This window comes from Algoriphagus alkaliphilus (assembly GCF_900103735.1).
Lineage (GTDB): Bacteria > Bacteroidota > Bacteroidia > Cytophagales > Cyclobacteriaceae > Algoriphagus > Algoriphagus alkaliphilus.
Window position 1 is genome coordinate 74,948 of sequence record NZ_FMXE01000008.1, and the last position, 14,043, is coordinate 88,990.

Sequence of the window (14,043 nt, forward strand, 5' to 3'; positions counted from 1 at the left end):
GTTGATGGTTTTACTCCACTGCGAAGTCTTGAAACTTCCTCCCCAAAAGCCATGCTTCTTTTAACATATTGAGAAAATCGCCCATTCTGTGTAGTGGTATTAAGTTTGGCCCATCACTAAGCGCTTTTGCTGGCTCCGGATGAGTCTCAATAAAAAATCCATCAATTCCCGTAGCTGCGGCAGCTCTTGCCAGAATTGGGGCAAATTCTCGCTGCCCTCCACTGCTTCCACCTTGCCCTCCCGGCTGCTGGACAGAGTGCGTAATATCAAATACTACCGGAGCAAACTGACGCATGATCGGAAGGCCACGCATATCCACCACCAAATTGTGATAACCTAAGGAAAATCCCCGTTCTGTCAGGCATACATTTTCATTCCCTGTGGATCGTACCTTGGTCACGGCGTATTGCATGTCCTCCGGCGCCATAAATTGACCCCGCTTGATTTTGACTGCTTTCCCGGTTTGGCCTGCAGCCAAAAGCAAGTCCGTCTGTCGACAAAGAAAAGCCGGAATCTGAAGCACGTCGACAACTTCAGCCACTTCAGCAGCTTGGTAGCTTTCGTGAATATCCGTCACCAGAGGGACGTTAAGCGTCTTCCCTACCCGTTCCAATACTTCCAATGATTTGTCCATCCCGATACTTCTGAAAGATCCGGATGAAGTACGATTTGCTTTGTCAAAGGAGGCCTTGAAAACATACGAAAAGCCATACTGATCGGCCCAGGACTTCACTTTGCTACCTATTTCGATACAAATATCATAACTCTCGACGGCGCAAGGGCCAGAAAAAAGCACGGGCTTATCAGCTCCCAAAACTACACCCTCACGGATGTGCATGGTATGGTTGGTTCTGTTCATAATTCCTTTTTGGATAAATTTTCAATAATCGGGACAAGCTGACCTTTTGAATGCAAAAGAATATCAGCCACTTCGCGAAATACACCCTTGCCTCCGGCAAATGGAGAAACGTGATGCGCATAAATCTTCACATAGGGCAAGGCATCAGCTGGTGAAATTGCCAGACCAACATTGGCCAAAATCGGTAAATCAATCAAATCATCACCGATGTAGGCAACTTCTTCCATGCTGACCTCAATCGTCTGGAGGATCTCCTCAAGTTTTTTTCCTTTGTCTTTGATTCCATGGTAGTGAAAATCAAACTTGAGTTCCTCACACCGATTTTCCACCACTTGAGAAGCTCTGCCCGTGATCGCTCCGACCAGAATTTTTGCCTTTCGGAGATGCTGGACGATCAGTCCGTCTTTGACATTGTATTTTTTGTACTCAATCCCCTGATCATCATAGATAATCCCTCCATCAGTCATCACTCCATCAATGTCCGTGATGAGGACTTTGATGGATTTAGCTCTTGTGAAAACTTCCTCCGACACATGTGCCAGGTAGTGATTTATTGTTTTTTCTGCTTCCATTGTACTGAGTAAAGATCCAATCTACGTTGTTCCAAATTCCTGACACTTCCTGCCTTCCGCTGCTTGGTAAGTAGATCGAGATCAACATCGGCCACGATGATGGTCTCCTCATTTTCTGAGGCTTGCGCTACAATCGCATCGTGGGGAAATGAAAAATCCGAAGGGGAAAAAATAGCTGCCTGAGAATATTGGATGTCCATATTTTCAACTTTTGGGAGGTTACCCACCGAACCTGTAATGGCGACATAACACTCATTCTCAATCGCACGAGACCTTGCACAGGTATTTACCCGAAGGAAGGCGTTTTTGGTATCGGTCCAGAAGGGCACAAACAGAATGTCCATTTCCTGCTCGGCAAGGATCCTTCCCAATTCAGGAAATTCCACATCGTAACAGATCAAAATCCCTATTCTACCCGCATCAGTATCGAAGACGTGAATCCCATTCCCCCCTTGCAGACCCCAATATGCCGCCTCATCGGGAGTGATGTGCAATTTGTACTGTTTGTCCTGAGTTCCATCCCTACGACAGAGGTAGCTGACATTACGCAATTTTTTACCATCGTATTCAGGCATCGATCCTGCCACGATGTTCACGTTGTAGGACACTGCCAATTCACTCATCCTACCGACAATTTCATCGGTATAATCGGCCAGATTACGAATGGCCTCAGATGCATCCATATCATTGAACTCAGCCAAAAGAGGAGCATTGAAAAATTCAGGCAAAAGGCAAAAGTCGGATTTATAACCGGAAACCGTATCAATAAAAAACTCTACCTGCTGCATCAGATCGTCCACATTGGAAAAGCGGCGCATTTTCCACTGTACCAATCCAAGCCTGACGATGGACTTCTTGTTGCCGATGAGTTTTTCATCCTTTTCATAATAGATATTGATCCATTCGAGCAAAGTCGCATAGGCACGGGAATCGGTATCCTCTGGCAAATATTTGGTGATCACCTTGCGAACGTGAAACTCATTGGCCAACTGAAAAGACAGCACCGGATCAAAGATCTCCCGATTTTTAACCAGATCGATGTATTTACGCGGAGTCATTTCATCCGCGTATTTCGAATACCCGGGAATCCGTCCACCTGCAATGATGGATCTTAGGTTTAGATTTTCACAGAGTTCTTTTCTGGCATCATATAGCCGTCGGCCAAGCCGCATTCCCCGATAATCAGCGTGCACAAAAACATCGGTACCATAGAGGGTGTCTCCGTCATCATCGTGGGTGTCAAATTTCCCAAAACCGGTGATCTGATCATAGGTATGGTTGTCACCAAACTTCGCATAATCCACCACGATGCTCAAAGCAGCTGCAATGACAACCCCATTATCCTCGATACATATTTGACCTTCCGGAAAAACTTTCAGTTGGTTTTTAAGCTCTGCCTTAGTCCATGCACCACCTTGATTTTTATAAATTGACACCATGATGTCCCGAATACCATCATAGTCTGACAGCTTGATATTCCGGAGTTTTAGACGGTGTTCTAATTCTTCTCTTTGTTTACTCATAAAGTCAAAATTAAAAATAATCAGTCAATTATTTCAAAACTGACATTCACCAAGGTCAAAATCAAAAGATTCTACCGAACAGAATTATTTTTGAAAACAAAATTGGTTTCCCGGGTTAAGAATAAATAGTTTAAGGATCGAAATTTGGTGTTTAGTAGTTTAGCAGAGCGTTAAATTCAGAGGATTTCGATAGCTATGGTGACAACCGTCTTAATTTTAACTTTAGGGTATGTACAAGTGATTATGTCAATAAACCAAATGTGCTGAAAAACCAACTTTACTACGCTATTTTTAAGCGATTTACTGCCGAAAATGTCGAGATTCCGTTTCCACAGTGCAACTTACATTTAAAGTCAGGGTTTGAAAAATTGGGAATTTAGTCTAAATTTCTGCCTAGCAATTGATTAGGGAAATTGCGACTCATTAAAAAATGAAAAGATTACTCATAATATTATTTCTTTTCCCGTCTTTTTCTACTTATTCCCAAAGCTTCTATCGCTATAGGTTTGAAGAGCCTTGGTCAATATCCGCTGGAATTGGACCTTCACAATATTTTGGAGAACTCTATTCATTTTGGAAATACAACGAGGGAATTCAGCTGGATTATAATGCCAATTTTGCGGTGAATTATATTTTTGGAACCCATCTTAAAGCTAGACTGGAGGGAACCTATTATAGAATATCCGGTTCGGACCCACCTTCCGATCCAAGAGCATTTCGAACACCGAGAAACCTACACTTTCGCGCCAATAATATTGAGGTAGCGGCACTCATAGAGTATTATTGGCACCCTGTTAAAGTGAATAATATCACCAGACACCTTTGGAATCCATACATATTTTTTGGGGTAGGAATGTCTACCAACAATCCAAAGGCTGAGCTCAACGGAACCTGGGTAGACCTACGCCCGCTTCAGCTTGAAAACAACCCTTACAATGACAAAATTGTAGTTTTCCCGATGGGCCTAGGCTTCAAATACAAGCTTAATGTCTACATGGACATGAAGATTGAAGGAAATTATCGCTTTACCCTCACCGATTACATGGATGACATTTCTGCGTTCAACGTCAGTGAATTTTACCTTGATTTGGTTGATGACTACGTCACAGGAAATAACCCCGATCGCCTTCGGCTAGCCATACGAAATCCCAGCTTTGTATTGGACAATGGTGAACCGGATGTAGATAAAATTTTGAGAAATCAGGGAAGAGTACGCCGAGGGTCCGGCCTTACCCACCGTTATGATGGGTATATGACCGTAAGTGTAGGTGTTGAAATTTACCTTTCACCGGATATTTGGGACAACTGGATATTCCGAAACAGAATCTACGAGAAGCGTTTCAGATTTTGGTAATCAAGACTTAATACTTAATATGCCGAGATCTGATTTGAATATCAGCGTTTCTGTGGTCCCGATGACATAAGAGGATGCATGGCCTCGCTCTCCGGAGACAATTCCCAGAAGCCGAATTCCTTTTTTTTCACAAAACTCCATGATGCCCTTTTCAGGGTCTTCATGATTATACACATAGCGATGGATTACAAACTGCTCATGTCCCTTGCCAAACTCCGCCATATCCCTGTCTGATTTAGAGGAATTAGTGAAATGAGCTGGCGTGTTTACATAGAGTAGGTGAATTGACGTTTTGAAAATTTTTGCAAGGGGAAGTATTTTTTCAAAAGCGACTTTCCCTGTTTTGTTGAATACCGTTGCAAAAGCAATTTTTCGGAAAGCATTTCCATCCAAAGCGCTTTTTACCGCTAAAACGGGACATGGTGCGAAACGAATTACTTTTTGCAGTGTTGATCCGATAAAATTCCCCTCCACGTGTCCTTTCCCATACGCTCCTATCACGATCAGGTCGGCAAATGATTGCTCGGCTACTCTTAGGATTTGCTCATATGGCACACCTATTTTTATGATTTGCTCTATTTGAGCTTTAGCCGGAGCAACTGATTTAATATATCCGGGCAAAACCTCCATGGCCTCTTGACGCTCCTCCAGCAATTGGGGGTACTTTAGTTTTGCTTCTTCGGACAGTAAATCCCAATCTATTTCAGAAGGTATAACAGTCACACAGATGATCTTGGCTTGATTCTTCGCGCAAATCCGCTGTGCGGTTTGTAAAGCAGCAAGTGAATAAGTCGAAAAATCAAAGGGAACTAGAATAGTTTTCATAGAATTTGGGCTATTAGTTAGGCACTAAATTTCCAACTTCCTATTTAGAATCTCATTGCGTTAAATCAGGAAAAAACCTGATATATGTTAGGAAATAAAGCATGAGGCGATATGCCGTGGACAGATGATCAATCCACTACCTAAGTGAAAAAGCCTGCATGGGGTAGTCAGGTGTGACTATTACGAAACAATTTTAAACAGACGAAACAGCGAACTACTCAGAGCATTCGCTCCATTTTAATATCACAACGGCCATAAGATCCACATTCTGCCTTCACTTCATGAAAACCAAGTTTTTTATAAAGGTGAAGTGCCGCTGCAAGTTTGGTGTTGGAATAAAGAACCATCTTTGAAAATCCCATCTTTCTGGCCTCCTCCATAACAGCAACTCCAAGCGAGTGCCCCACCCCTTTTCCTTGAGCAGCAGGATTTACACCCATTTTGATCATTTCACAGGTTAAATTATTCGTTGGAATCAACCCGACAGTTCCGACAATTTCATCACCTATTTTCGCAAAAAGAATCCCTCCCCCTTTTGCCAAAATCGTCTCCTCCGGATACTCCAACTGCTCAATATCAAACGGTTCCAGTGTAAAGTACTGGGTGACCCATGCTTTGTTGATGGATTCAAAATAAGGCTGAAACTCTGGGGAATATGGGAGAATTTGAATAATAGACATCTCAATCACTTTAAAAGACTATCAAAAGTAAGGAGAATCAGTTAGCTTAGAAACGGCAACTAATACACTATACCCATGAAAAAAATTCTATTAACATGCCTTATACTAACCATCACAGGAATATCCCTTTCCGTAAATGCACAGACTCCTGAAGAGAAGCTGGAGCAAATGGGTCTCAAAATCCCTGAAGTGGGCCAGCCGATCGCCAATTATGTCAAGTGGAAGCAGGTGGGGAACCTACTTTACCTCGCAGGAAGTGGCCCGAAAATCTATGGGAAAGTGGGTGCAGACCTGAGTGTTGAACAAGGATATGAAGCGGCTCGGGCCACGGGACTTGAAATCATCGCAGTACTGAAGGCCGCCACGGGAGACTTATCCAGAATCAAGCAGTTTGTCAAAGTACTCGGGATGGTCAATGCCACCCCTGAGTTTACCGCCCAGCCTGCCGTAATCAACGGCTTCTCAGATCTGATGGTGGAAGTATTCGGTGAAAAAGGAAAGCACGCCCGATCAGCCGTAGGTGTAGGTTCGCTTCCCAACAATATGGCGGTAGAGATTGAGGTGATTGTGGAGTTGGAAGAAAAGTAGGCAGTTTGAAGTAGCAGTAGCCAGATTGTGTCAGGCTGAGCGAAGTCGAGGATCCTTCGACTCCGCTCAGGGTGACACGCTAGCAGTTTGACCACTGAGACTGGACACTGATCACTCAAACAAACTCGTCTGAAAAGCATGGCCTTCCAATTCCAGGAGGGCTTTTTTTCTGTCCAACCCTCCGGCATATCCTGTGAGACTGCCATCACTTCCCAATACCCGATGACAGGGAAGAATGACAAGAATGGGATTGGCACCAATTGCTGCGCCCACTGCACGGATGGCACCTGGCTTGCCCAGTTTCTGGGAAATCTTCATGTACGTGGTCGTCTGTCCAAAAGGAATTTTGTTGACTTCCAACCATACTTTCCGCTGGAAATCCGTCCCTCCCAACCCGATCGGCATATCAAAAGTCTTTCTTTCTCCGGCAAAATATTCCTCCAACTGCTGCACAGTACTTAACAGGACTTGATCTAAAATCTCTCCGTCTGTCTCCTCATCGGTAAACTTCAACTCAGAAAGGCAGCCATCTCGGGAGCTGATTCGGATATTACCAAGTGGTGAGGAAATGATGGGCATGGGGGAAGGGTTATTGAGATATTAGGGAATCATGAATTTTCAAGCTCTGATTAGATCATGAAAAAACTCCATCACGGTTAACTATTCCAATTTTCAACAGAAAGACCCGGGATGCGAGAAAAATGCTTGAGATTGTTTGTTACAAGAGAAAATCCGTTTTCAAGTGCAATCCCAGCAACCAGGAGATCAATATCATCGAGACGTTGTCCTTCTTTTTTTAATTTACCATAGATCTCAGCAGAAATCTGTACTGATTGATCAGACAGCGGAATAACATTACAGCCTAACAAAAACCTTTCAAATTCAGCAAGTTGTTTCAGTGCTCCTTTAGCGAATAGACCACTCCTGATTTCATAAACTGAAATTATGCTAATTTCAATTTGATTGTATTCCTTTAAATATTTCTGAAAACCTGAACCAACCGAGGGTATTCCTTTGAAGAAATAAGAAAGTATATCAGTATCTATCAAAGACCTATTCATCGCGAACTCTACCCGACTTACTCCTTCTCTCTAGCAAACGCTCGTCCAGCTCCTCAAACAATTCTGGTTCAGATTCCTTCCAAATACCTGCAAAAGCAAGAGGATCAGATTTCTTTGGACTCGGAGAGATAAACTCCGAAATCAAAGATTCAAGCTCTTCGAGTTTTTCTTCGGGAACTTTATCAATCTTCTGATACAAATGCTCTCTTCTTTCTCTTAGTGAAATCATCTGTTTATAGTTTTCATAAATTTAATAAGGAATCAATCAATTCCTCACAGTAGCTAGGCTTTATCCCATTGATAAGTTCCAATATCGTTCTGAAATCAACTCATCGCCAGCCGATACCTCCACACTTCTCTGACCTGCTCTGCTTCTACTTCAAACGGGGCGTAGATCGGATTGGCTGAGCAAAGCAGCAATTTTTGTTCGTCTTTGATCTTATTGTAAGCGATCTTAAAGGTGACCCCATCCTGCTCGGTGACGATTACATAGCGCTCGCCGTCTTTGATGGCCATCCAGTCATCCACATATTCACAGACGATCCAGGCTCCATCGGGGATCGGCAGCATCGAGTCGCCGTCCACCTGGAAGACACGGTGTTTTTTGTCCATGGGGAGAAAGGGCAAAGCAAAGCGCGGCAACTCAGCAATAAACTCCGGATCGGAAAATCCCGCCAGGTAACTCGCCTTGACCTTTTGCGAGACCACTTCGATCAGTTCTCTACCTTGCTCATCGACTGTAGTTGCCAAAATGCGGAGCTTTCGCCCGCGCAGAAACTGATCCGTCTCCAGGAGTTCGCGGAGTTTGAATTCTGAATAAGATGCAAGATCTTCTTTGATCAACATGTCCATGGAAACATTAAAGCTCTCCCCTATGCGGACAATTACATCGAGCGGCGGCGAGATGGTCAGTTCATATCCCGCAAGTTTAGATCGGGAGATCATTAATCTCTCAGCCAATGCTTCCTGAGTCAATCCCTTCTTTTTTCTTAAAATCTTAATGTTTGAGTGGAGATACATAAGCAATAAAGTAAGACAGCTTCGGTCAATCTTTTGAAATTCAAGAAACCAAAGTTATTCTTTTTGTTTAATTTATAGACTAATAATTGTCAATAATATAGACAAAAGGTCATGGAAGGGAAGCGGAATATCGTGCATATGGATTTGGATACGTTTTTTGTGTCAGTGGAGCGGCTTTTTGACAGCAGGCTAAATGGAAAACCTATCCTCATCGGGGGCTCCGGCGACCGGGGAGTGGTGGCTTCCTGCAGCTATGAGGCCCGGAAGTTTGGCGTGCACTCGGCCATGCCGATGCGGACAGCCCGGCAGCTCTGTCCTGAAGCCATACTCGTGCGGGGGGACTTTGAGAAATACAGCCAAAAATCCCACGAAGTCACCGAGATCATCCGGGAGAGTGTCCCACTCTTTGAGAAATCTTCCGTGGATGAATTCTACATCGATCTCACGGGAATGGATCGCTTCTTTGGCTGCTTCAAGCTGGCACATGAGCTCCGCCAAAAAATCATCAAGCAAAGCGGTCTGAACATCTCCATGGGACTTTCGGAAAACAAAACCGTATCCAAAGTCGCCACCGGTGAAGCCAAGCCCAACAATGAAAAGCAGATTCCATTCGGTCAGGAAAAACCCTTTCTCGCCCCGCTATCCGTACGCAAAATCCCCATGATCGGCGAAAAAACCTCCCAGACACTCTACAATATGGGTGTCAAAAAAGTACATACCCTACAGCAAATGCCAGCCGAGCTTTTGGAAGCGACTTTTGGGAAAAACGGAACCATGATCTGGGAAAAGGCCAACGGCATCGACCGCTCTCCGGTGATGCCCTACTCCGAAGCAAAATCCATTTCCTCCGAAAACACCTTCGAGCAGGACACCATCGATGTGAAGCTACTCGAAGCCACGATGACCGCCATGACTGAGCAGCTCGCCTCCAAACTCCGCCAAAAAGGGCAACTCTCCGCCTGCGTGAGTGTGAAGATCCGCTACTCGGACTTTGATACGCATACCGTGCAGCAGCGTATTCCTTACACTTCGGCAGACCATAGCCTGCTGCCTGTGGTGAAAGCGCTCTTCCGCAAGCTCTACAGCAGACGAATGCTCATCCGGCTGATCGGCGTGCGCTTCAGTTCGCTGGTCTATGGCAACTATCAGATCAAGCTCTTCGAAGACAGCCAAGAGCAAATCAACCTCTATCAGGCACTGGACAAGCTCAATGTCAAATACGGAGATAAAACCGTCTGCCGGGCCGTAGCCATGGGCGTGGGAAGACGGAGGTTCAATCCTTTTAATGGGATGGAGGTGTGAAAAAGTGAGAAGTAAGAAATCTAAAGTCGAAAGGAGAATTTGTGACCTTACCAAACCGGTTGTAGCATTTTTCCCACTCAAGAATGTATCTTTATAGAAATGCCAGAGATATCAAGGTTCTACGGAATCATCATTCGAATGTATTTTCAGGATCATAATCCTCCACATTTCCATGCTGAATACCAAGGAATGAAAGCGGAGTATGACATCAGAACATTAGATTTACTGGCAGGGAATCTTCCCAACCGTGCCCATGTTTTGGTTTTGGAATGGGCTTCAAAACATCGGGAAAAATTGATCGAAAACTGGAAAAGATCCCAAATCCCTACTCAACTGGAAAAAATTGAGCCTTTAGACTAAAAAAGATGAATGAAGTAGTTGAAATAAAAGTATTGCAAGATTATCGAGTTTGGCTCCGATTCCAAGATGAGGAAGCGAAAGTAGTCAATCTCAGGCCATTCATAGGCAAGGGATTTACTGCCGAACTAATAGACTATTCCAATTTCGAAAAGGTGTTTATCGAACCCGGCGGAGGAATAGCTTGGGAAAATGGCTATGACTTTTGCCCTAATTTTTTGAAGGAATTAAAAGGAGAAAAAATAGAGTTGGCTTAAGATTTTTACTTTTTAGGTTTACATCAAAATTCAGAAAGCTCTTCGAAGACAGTCAGGAGCAAATCAACCTCTATCAGGCACTCGACAAGCTGAATGTCAAATACGGCGACAAAACCGTCTGCCGTGCCGCCGCCGTGAGCGTGGGAAGACGACGGTTTAACCAATTTAACGGGATGGAGGTGTGATGGAAAGGATTTATAATTGGTCAATCAAAGCATGGGGATTTTTTACAGTTTAGGAATGTGATTACTAGATTGTAAAATCAACTCCAGGAAAACCAAAAATGTAAACTCTCAATCGTAACCGAAAATAAACCTGTAAATTCTCGATTACGAACGAAGAATTACAGATCCCTAAGCCAAATGACCCAATACCTCTTCACCACTCCCCGACTCGGATTTCGTACCTGGCAGTCCTTTGACTTGGATGATTTTGCAGCGATCAACTCAGACCAAGAAGTGATGCGCTTCTTCCAAAAACCGCTTTCCCGGGAGGAAACCCAAGCCATGATGGATCGCATGCAGCGAATGTTTGAAGAAAAGGGCTATTGTTATTTTGCGGTAGATCTGTTGGAAACAAAAGAACTCATCGGAACAATTGGATTGGGATGGAAAACTTTTGAATCAGATTTCACTCCTTGTGTGGATATCGGCTGGCGGATTGGTAAAACGTGGTGGAATCGAGGCTTGGCTTCAGAGGGTGCTTTGGCTTGCCTGAACTTTGCGCAGCAAAACCAAATCACCGAAGTGGTATCTATGGCATCCATCGGCAATACGGCTTCAATCCAGGTGATGAAAAAGATTGGAATGGACTTTTGGAAGGAATTTGATCACTACGAACTCAAAAACTTTCCGAACATTCAGCGCTGTAGTCTGTATCGGATAGTTTTTTGATCATTTGATTTCCCACAGATTGACACCGAAAAAGTCACAGATTGACACAGATTTTTTAAGGGAAAAGCTTACCTTTTTTCTCTGTGACCTTGAAAAAGATTAATTGAGCCAACAATTTAAAAGTCAAATTCCAGGACTGATCCATCATCCTATTTTTCTCAGTGAATCTCTGTGGTGAAAAACTTTAACAAAAAAAATGCCACCCCTCGCGAGGATGGCATCTACTCCACAAACATTAACCCAGCTTTAAGTTTATGAAGCCAAAAAGAGGGAAGCAATTCCCAATACTTGGTTAGCATTCAAAGGCTCATCCCATGCCTCAGATACCGCACCGGCATCAAGACTCGTTAAATTGACAACATTCACTCCACCCTGCATAAAATTATCTTCACCCGCATAGATAGGAGTAGTTGCTGCTGGCAATGTACCGATTGAGGCATTAGTGATCCAGCCTTTCACAGTGTCCAAGCCCTTCTTTGTACGGAGTCTTCTCACCATTGAAGCGTGTCTTGCTTCCACCGAATGAATGGACAAAGCCGCAGTCAACACCACATCGCTTTCTTTCACATTTGCGGCTTGTCCTTTATATGCTCTCACACCAGTATCTTCAAAAGCCTGGGCAAGTGCCAAGAATGTAGGATAATCTGAAAAAGGCTGAAAACTACCTTTTGCTGTAAAATCAAACTTAGGCTCTGCTACCGGAGTACCTTTCAATACGTTGCCAATTACCTCCTGTAAGAACTTCACGTGGGCCAATTCATGGTCACGGATTTTCTGGAAAATCACCCGGTCTGCAGAAGCAATTACGTTTGAGGTCAAAGCCATCTCATAATATCTATATTCCAAATGCTCCAGGGTGAGCGCAAAATTCAACACTCCTATTAAGCTGGCCGTATCCGCCTTTGCGATGTGAGGAATAGAACTCAAAACAGAAAGCGGAACTGCAGCAAGTGCTATTTTCTTTCCGAAATCCCCAAATTGCCTGAAGGCATCTCTGCGGGAATAAAAACGGTCTTTGTCCTCAGCACTATTTGTGTCAGGACACATTGTATCTAATAATTTGATCAAATTCATGTCTGGTGTGATTAAAATGTGGAATTAACTTGGAAGCTTGCTGAAATCGATCTTGGTTCTGACAAAAGTGCCGGCAGCTGTCAATACCTGTGTGAAGTTTAGCGTACGCTCCAGTCCATTGGCATCAATGATGTCATTGCCCGCAAAGTCCGCTGTTCCCGGATTGATCAGGTCTCTGATAGCCGCTGCGTGACGAGCCTCTACCGATACGATTTTTCCTGCGATCAAAAGAAGGTCTGCGCTTTCCAGATGCTGACCAGCACCGTTGTATGCTGCCACTCCCAAATCTTCGAAGGTTTTAGCCGCTCCCAATACGGATGTTCTGCTATTAAAATCGATAGCAGTGAAGTTAAACTCCAACGGTCCAATAGCGCTTGTTCCTAGAGCTGCCTTGAAAAATTCGCGGTGAGCTCTTTCATGCTTCTCCAGATCTCCCATGATGGTCTTCTCTTCTGCTGATGCATTGGTAAAATAGCTTCCTCGCAATACCTCCGCATAAAAGGCCGCTTCCAATTGCTCTAATGCATAAGCATAATTCAAAATACCAGTATCTCCTGATCCGAGACTGACCATACCTTCGGGCATAATGTCCTTGTCATCATTACAGCCAATCAGTAGCAATCCTGCTCCTGCTACGGTCATTGTTCCCACTCTGAGGAACTGACGTCTGTTTGCGTTTTTCACCAAACCCTGAGGCTTGATCAGTTCATTTTCCATTTTGGTGTTTTTAGGTTAATAATTCGGTTTTGGTTTCCTCAGAAAAATCAAAGCTGGTTAGAATTGAACTTTCATCGAATTTAAAAGCACTTACGCAGTGGACTGAAGGACTGGATTGAGGAGGGGAAGAAATAGATTGATTATGGATCAATTATTGATTTTTCTTAAAAAAAATTCTTCAAAAAGCTAGGCCTTACCCGCTATTTTATCATGATTTCAAGTTACATTTATTTATACATCCTGCTGATTTACAGGAATTTTAGCATCGGTATCCTTCGGGGTTATTTTTGAATTGCCATATTTTAAATCCTTAACAAAAACCCAAAATTCTATGAAGTACCAACTTCCAAAACTTCTTTGGGGGACAATGTTACTATCCGTAGCATTTCTTCTCCAGCTTAGCTGTATTTCAGAATCCAGCGATCCATCTATTTCTCTAGATCCAAATTTGACTTTGGAAAACCCCAGTCGCGAACAGGAAAGCTATCCTTTGGAAAATCTAAGGATGGATCCAACAACACTAAAAATGCTGGCAGATCTCAGGGCCGCCACTGCTAACTATCATGATTTGACTAATGCATTGGCCGCAGGATATGAATTGGCCAGTGCGTGTGTTTCTCACCCCACCATGGGGGCTATGGGATTTCATTATGTCAACTTTGGATATGTGGATGGAAACTATAACCCAACGCAGCCTGAGGCTTTGCTTTATGAAGAGGATAAAAATGGAAACATGAAATTGGTGGGTGTAGAGTTCGTCGTAGTCTCAGCAGCTTGGGATGCCCATCATACCATGATTCCTTATTTCGGAACTCAAATATTTGACATAGCCCTTGCTCCAGCTCCTCTACCGTTCGATAATTATCAGCTTCATGTCTGGGTCTGGAGACACAATCCAAGCGGAATTTTCACAAAATTCAATCCCCGGGTGAGCTGTCTTTAAAACCAATCTCCCTGCCCA

Annotated in this window: 19 protein-coding genes; 7 read left to right on the top strand and 12 right to left on the bottom strand. The window is 43.7% G+C overall.

Going from position 1 to position 14,043, the window contains the following annotated elements:
- Positions 1–10: 10 nt before the first annotated feature.
- The 3 genes from kdsA to BLQ81_RS06955 are packed head-to-tail and all read right to left on the bottom strand — an operon-like array spanning position 11 to position 2,954.
- Positions 11–859, bottom strand: coding sequence for a 3-deoxy-8-phosphooctulonate synthase (gene kdsA, locus BLQ81_RS06945; RefSeq protein WP_092729231.1), 849 nt, complete (start codon positions 857–859; stop codon positions 11–13).
- On the bottom strand, positions 856–1,431 hold the full coding sequence (locus BLQ81_RS06950; RefSeq protein ID WP_092729232.1) for a KdsC family phosphatase: 576 nt from the start codon (positions 1,429–1,431) through the stop codon (positions 856–858). The genes kdsA and BLQ81_RS06950 overlap by 4 nt, the downstream gene beginning before the upstream one ends.
- Positions 1,410–2,954 carry a carbon-nitrogen hydrolase family protein gene (locus BLQ81_RS06955; protein ID WP_092729233.1) on the bottom strand — a complete coding sequence of 515 codons (1,545 nt, stop codon included), beginning with the start codon at positions 2,952–2,954 and terminating at the stop codon, positions 1,410–1,412. The genes BLQ81_RS06950 and BLQ81_RS06955 overlap by 22 nt, the downstream gene beginning before the upstream one ends.
- A gap of 430 nt (positions 2,955–3,384) precedes the next feature.
- Between BLQ81_RS06955 and BLQ81_RS06965 the strand changes: the two genes are divergently transcribed.
- Positions 3,385–4,308 carry a hypothetical protein gene (locus tag BLQ81_RS06965; RefSeq protein WP_092729234.1) on the top strand — a complete coding sequence of 308 codons (924 nt, stop codon included), beginning with the start codon at positions 3,385–3,387 and terminating at the stop codon, positions 4,306–4,308.
- On the opposite strand, the gene BLQ81_RS06970 is transcribed toward BLQ81_RS06965, so the two are convergent.
- Positions 4,309–5,133 (bottom strand): universal stress protein, encoded by an 825-nt coding sequence (locus BLQ81_RS06970; RefSeq protein WP_092729235.1) that lies wholly within the window; start codon positions 5,131–5,133, stop codon positions 4,309–4,311.
- 218 nt (positions 5,134–5,351) lie between these two features.
- Positions 5,352–5,813 carry a GNAT family N-acetyltransferase gene (locus BLQ81_RS06975; RefSeq protein ID WP_092729236.1) on the bottom strand — a complete coding sequence of 154 codons (462 nt, stop codon included), beginning with the start codon at positions 5,811–5,813 and terminating at the stop codon, positions 5,352–5,354.
- A gap of 75 nt (positions 5,814–5,888) precedes the next feature.
- On the opposite strand from BLQ81_RS06975, the gene BLQ81_RS06980 reads away from it, so the two are divergent.
- Positions 5,889–6,401, top strand: coding sequence for a RidA family protein (locus BLQ81_RS06980; RefSeq protein WP_092729237.1), 513 nt, complete (start codon positions 5,889–5,891; stop codon positions 6,399–6,401).
- A 111-nt stretch (positions 6,402–6,512) separates the two neighbouring features.
- Here the strand turns inward: BLQ81_RS06980 and BLQ81_RS06985 are convergent, their stop codons facing one another.
- The 4 genes from BLQ81_RS06985 to BLQ81_RS07000 form a co-directional block, all read right to left on the bottom strand.
- A complete protein-coding gene (locus BLQ81_RS06985) occupies positions 6,513–6,980 on the bottom strand; it encodes a methylated-DNA--[protein]-cysteine S-methyltransferase (RefSeq protein ID WP_092729238.1) in 468 nt (155 codons plus the stop codon).
- A gap of 77 nt (positions 6,981–7,057) precedes the next feature.
- A complete protein-coding gene (locus BLQ81_RS06990) occupies positions 7,058–7,462 on the bottom strand; it encodes a type II toxin-antitoxin system VapC family toxin (RefSeq protein WP_092729239.1) in 405 nt (134 codons plus the stop codon).
- On the bottom strand, positions 7,455–7,691 hold the full coding sequence (locus tag BLQ81_RS06995; protein WP_092729240.1) for a hypothetical protein: 237 nt from the start codon (positions 7,689–7,691) through the stop codon (positions 7,455–7,457). Before BLQ81_RS06995 ends, BLQ81_RS06990 begins: the two co-directional genes overlap by 8 nt.
- Before the next feature lie 95 nt (positions 7,692–7,786).
- Positions 7,787–8,482: an XRE family transcriptional regulator gene (locus BLQ81_RS07000; RefSeq protein ID WP_092729241.1), complete on the bottom strand. Its 696-nt coding sequence runs from the start codon at positions 8,480–8,482 to the stop codon at positions 7,787–7,789.
- A gap of 111 nt (positions 8,483–8,593) precedes the next feature.
- Here BLQ81_RS07000 and dinB point away from each other — a divergent pair, with 111 nt between their 5' ends.
- The 3 genes from dinB (at position 8,594) to BLQ81_RS07015 (ending at position 10,398) form a co-directional block, all read left to right on the top strand.
- Positions 8,594–9,784 carry a DNA polymerase IV gene (gene dinB, locus BLQ81_RS07005; RefSeq protein WP_092729242.1) on the top strand — a complete coding sequence of 397 codons (1,191 nt, stop codon included), beginning with the start codon at positions 8,594–8,596 and terminating at the stop codon, positions 9,782–9,784.
- 99 nt (positions 9,785–9,883) lie between these two features.
- Positions 9,884–10,144, top strand: coding sequence for a DUF4160 domain-containing protein (locus BLQ81_RS07010; protein ID WP_092729243.1), 261 nt, complete (start codon positions 9,884–9,886; stop codon positions 10,142–10,144).
- Between the two features lie 5 nt (positions 10,145–10,149).
- Positions 10,150–10,398 (top strand): DUF2442 domain-containing protein, encoded by a 249-nt coding sequence (locus BLQ81_RS07015; protein ID WP_092729244.1) that lies wholly within the window; start codon positions 10,150–10,152, stop codon positions 10,396–10,398.
- A 23-nt stretch (positions 10,399–10,421) separates the two neighbouring features.
- Here BLQ81_RS07015 and BLQ81_RS23080 read toward each other — a convergent pair whose 3' ends face one another.
- A complete protein-coding gene (locus BLQ81_RS23080) occupies positions 10,422–10,562 on the bottom strand; it encodes a hypothetical protein (RefSeq protein ID WP_175454180.1) in 141 nt (46 codons plus the stop codon).
- Between the two features lie 198 nt (positions 10,563–10,760).
- Here BLQ81_RS23080 and BLQ81_RS07020 point away from each other — a divergent pair, with 198 nt between their 5' ends.
- Complete coding sequence (locus tag BLQ81_RS07020; RefSeq protein ID WP_092729245.1) at positions 10,761–11,291, top strand: GNAT family N-acetyltransferase; 531 nt, start codon at positions 10,761–10,763, stop codon at positions 11,289–11,291.
- Between the two features lie 252 nt (positions 11,292–11,543).
- Here BLQ81_RS07020 and BLQ81_RS07025 read toward each other — a convergent pair whose 3' ends face one another.
- Complete coding sequence (locus tag BLQ81_RS07025; RefSeq protein ID WP_092729246.1) at positions 11,544–12,365, bottom strand: ferritin-like domain-containing protein; 822 nt, start codon at positions 12,363–12,365, stop codon at positions 11,544–11,546.
- 24 nt (positions 12,366–12,389) lie between these two features.
- Entirely contained in the window at positions 12,390–13,082 is a 693-nt protein-coding gene (locus BLQ81_RS07030) for a ferritin-like domain-containing protein (RefSeq protein WP_092729247.1), read from the bottom strand.
- 331 nt (positions 13,083–13,413) lie between these two features.
- Here BLQ81_RS07030 and BLQ81_RS07035 point away from each other — a divergent pair, with 331 nt between their 5' ends.
- Positions 13,414–14,025 (top strand): hypothetical protein, encoded by a 612-nt coding sequence (locus tag BLQ81_RS07035; protein WP_092729248.1) that lies wholly within the window; start codon positions 13,414–13,416, stop codon positions 14,023–14,025.
- The last annotated feature ends 18 nt before the right edge of the window (positions 14,026–14,043 follow it).

What these genes read in the sequence shown, in the direction of transcription:
- BLQ81_RS07030 (WP_092729247.1), bottom strand. Translation starts at nt 13,082, where the DNA reads ATGGAAAATGAACTGATCAAGCCTCAGGGTTTGGTGAAAAACGCAAAC.
- BLQ81_RS06955 (WP_092729233.1), bottom strand. Translation starts at nt 2,954, where the DNA reads ATGAGTAAACAAAGAGAAGAATTAGAACACCGTCTAAAACTCCGGAAT.
- BLQ81_RS07025 (WP_092729246.1), bottom strand. Translation starts at nt 12,365, where the DNA reads ATGAATTTGATCAAATTATTAGATACAATGTGTCCTGACACAAATAGT.
- BLQ81_RS07000 (WP_092729241.1), bottom strand. Translation starts at nt 8,482, where the DNA reads ATGTATCTCCACTCAAACATTAAGATTTTAAGAAAAAAGAAGGGATTG.
- BLQ81_RS06985 (WP_092729238.1), bottom strand. Translation starts at nt 6,980, where the DNA reads ATGCCCATCATTTCCTCACCACTTGGTAATATCCGAATCAGCTCCCGA.
- BLQ81_RS07015 (WP_092729244.1), top strand. Translation starts at nt 10,150, where the DNA reads ATGAATGAAGTAGTTGAAATAAAAGTATTGCAAGATTATCGAGTTTGG.
- BLQ81_RS07010 (WP_092729243.1), top strand. Translation starts at nt 9,884, where the DNA reads ATGCCAGAGATATCAAGGTTCTACGGAATCATCATTCGAATGTATTTT.
- kdsA (WP_092729231.1), bottom strand. Translation starts at nt 859, where the DNA reads ATGAACAGAACCAACCATACCATGCACATCCGTGAGGGTGTAGTTTTG.
- BLQ81_RS07020 (WP_092729245.1), top strand. Translation starts at nt 10,761, where the DNA reads ATGACCCAATACCTCTTCACCACTCCCCGACTCGGATTTCGTACCTGG.
- BLQ81_RS06950 (WP_092729232.1), bottom strand. Translation starts at nt 1,431, where the DNA reads ATGGAAGCAGAAAAAACAATAAATCACTACCTGGCACATGTGTCGGAG.
- BLQ81_RS06995 (WP_092729240.1), bottom strand. Translation starts at nt 7,691, where the DNA reads ATGATTTCACTAAGAGAAAGAAGAGAGCATTTGTATCAGAAGATTGAT.
- BLQ81_RS06990 (WP_092729239.1), bottom strand. Translation starts at nt 7,462, where the DNA reads ATGAATAGGTCTTTGATAGATACTGATATACTTTCTTATTTCTTCAAA.
- BLQ81_RS06965 (WP_092729234.1), top strand. Translation starts at nt 3,385, where the DNA reads ATGAAAAGATTACTCATAATATTATTTCTTTTCCCGTCTTTTTCTACT.
- BLQ81_RS06980 (WP_092729237.1), top strand. Translation starts at nt 5,889, where the DNA reads ATGAAAAAAATTCTATTAACATGCCTTATACTAACCATCACAGGAATA.
- dinB (WP_092729242.1), top strand. Translation starts at nt 8,594, where the DNA reads ATGGAAGGGAAGCGGAATATCGTGCATATGGATTTGGATACGTTTTTT.
- BLQ81_RS06970 (WP_092729235.1), bottom strand. Translation starts at nt 5,133, where the DNA reads ATGAAAACTATTCTAGTTCCCTTTGATTTTTCGACTTATTCACTTGCT.
- BLQ81_RS06975 (WP_092729236.1), bottom strand. Translation starts at nt 5,813, where the DNA reads ATGTCTATTATTCAAATTCTCCCATATTCCCCAGAGTTTCAGCCTTAT.
- BLQ81_RS07035 (WP_092729248.1), top strand. Translation starts at nt 13,414, where the DNA reads ATGAAGTACCAACTTCCAAAACTTCTTTGGGGGACAATGTTACTATCC.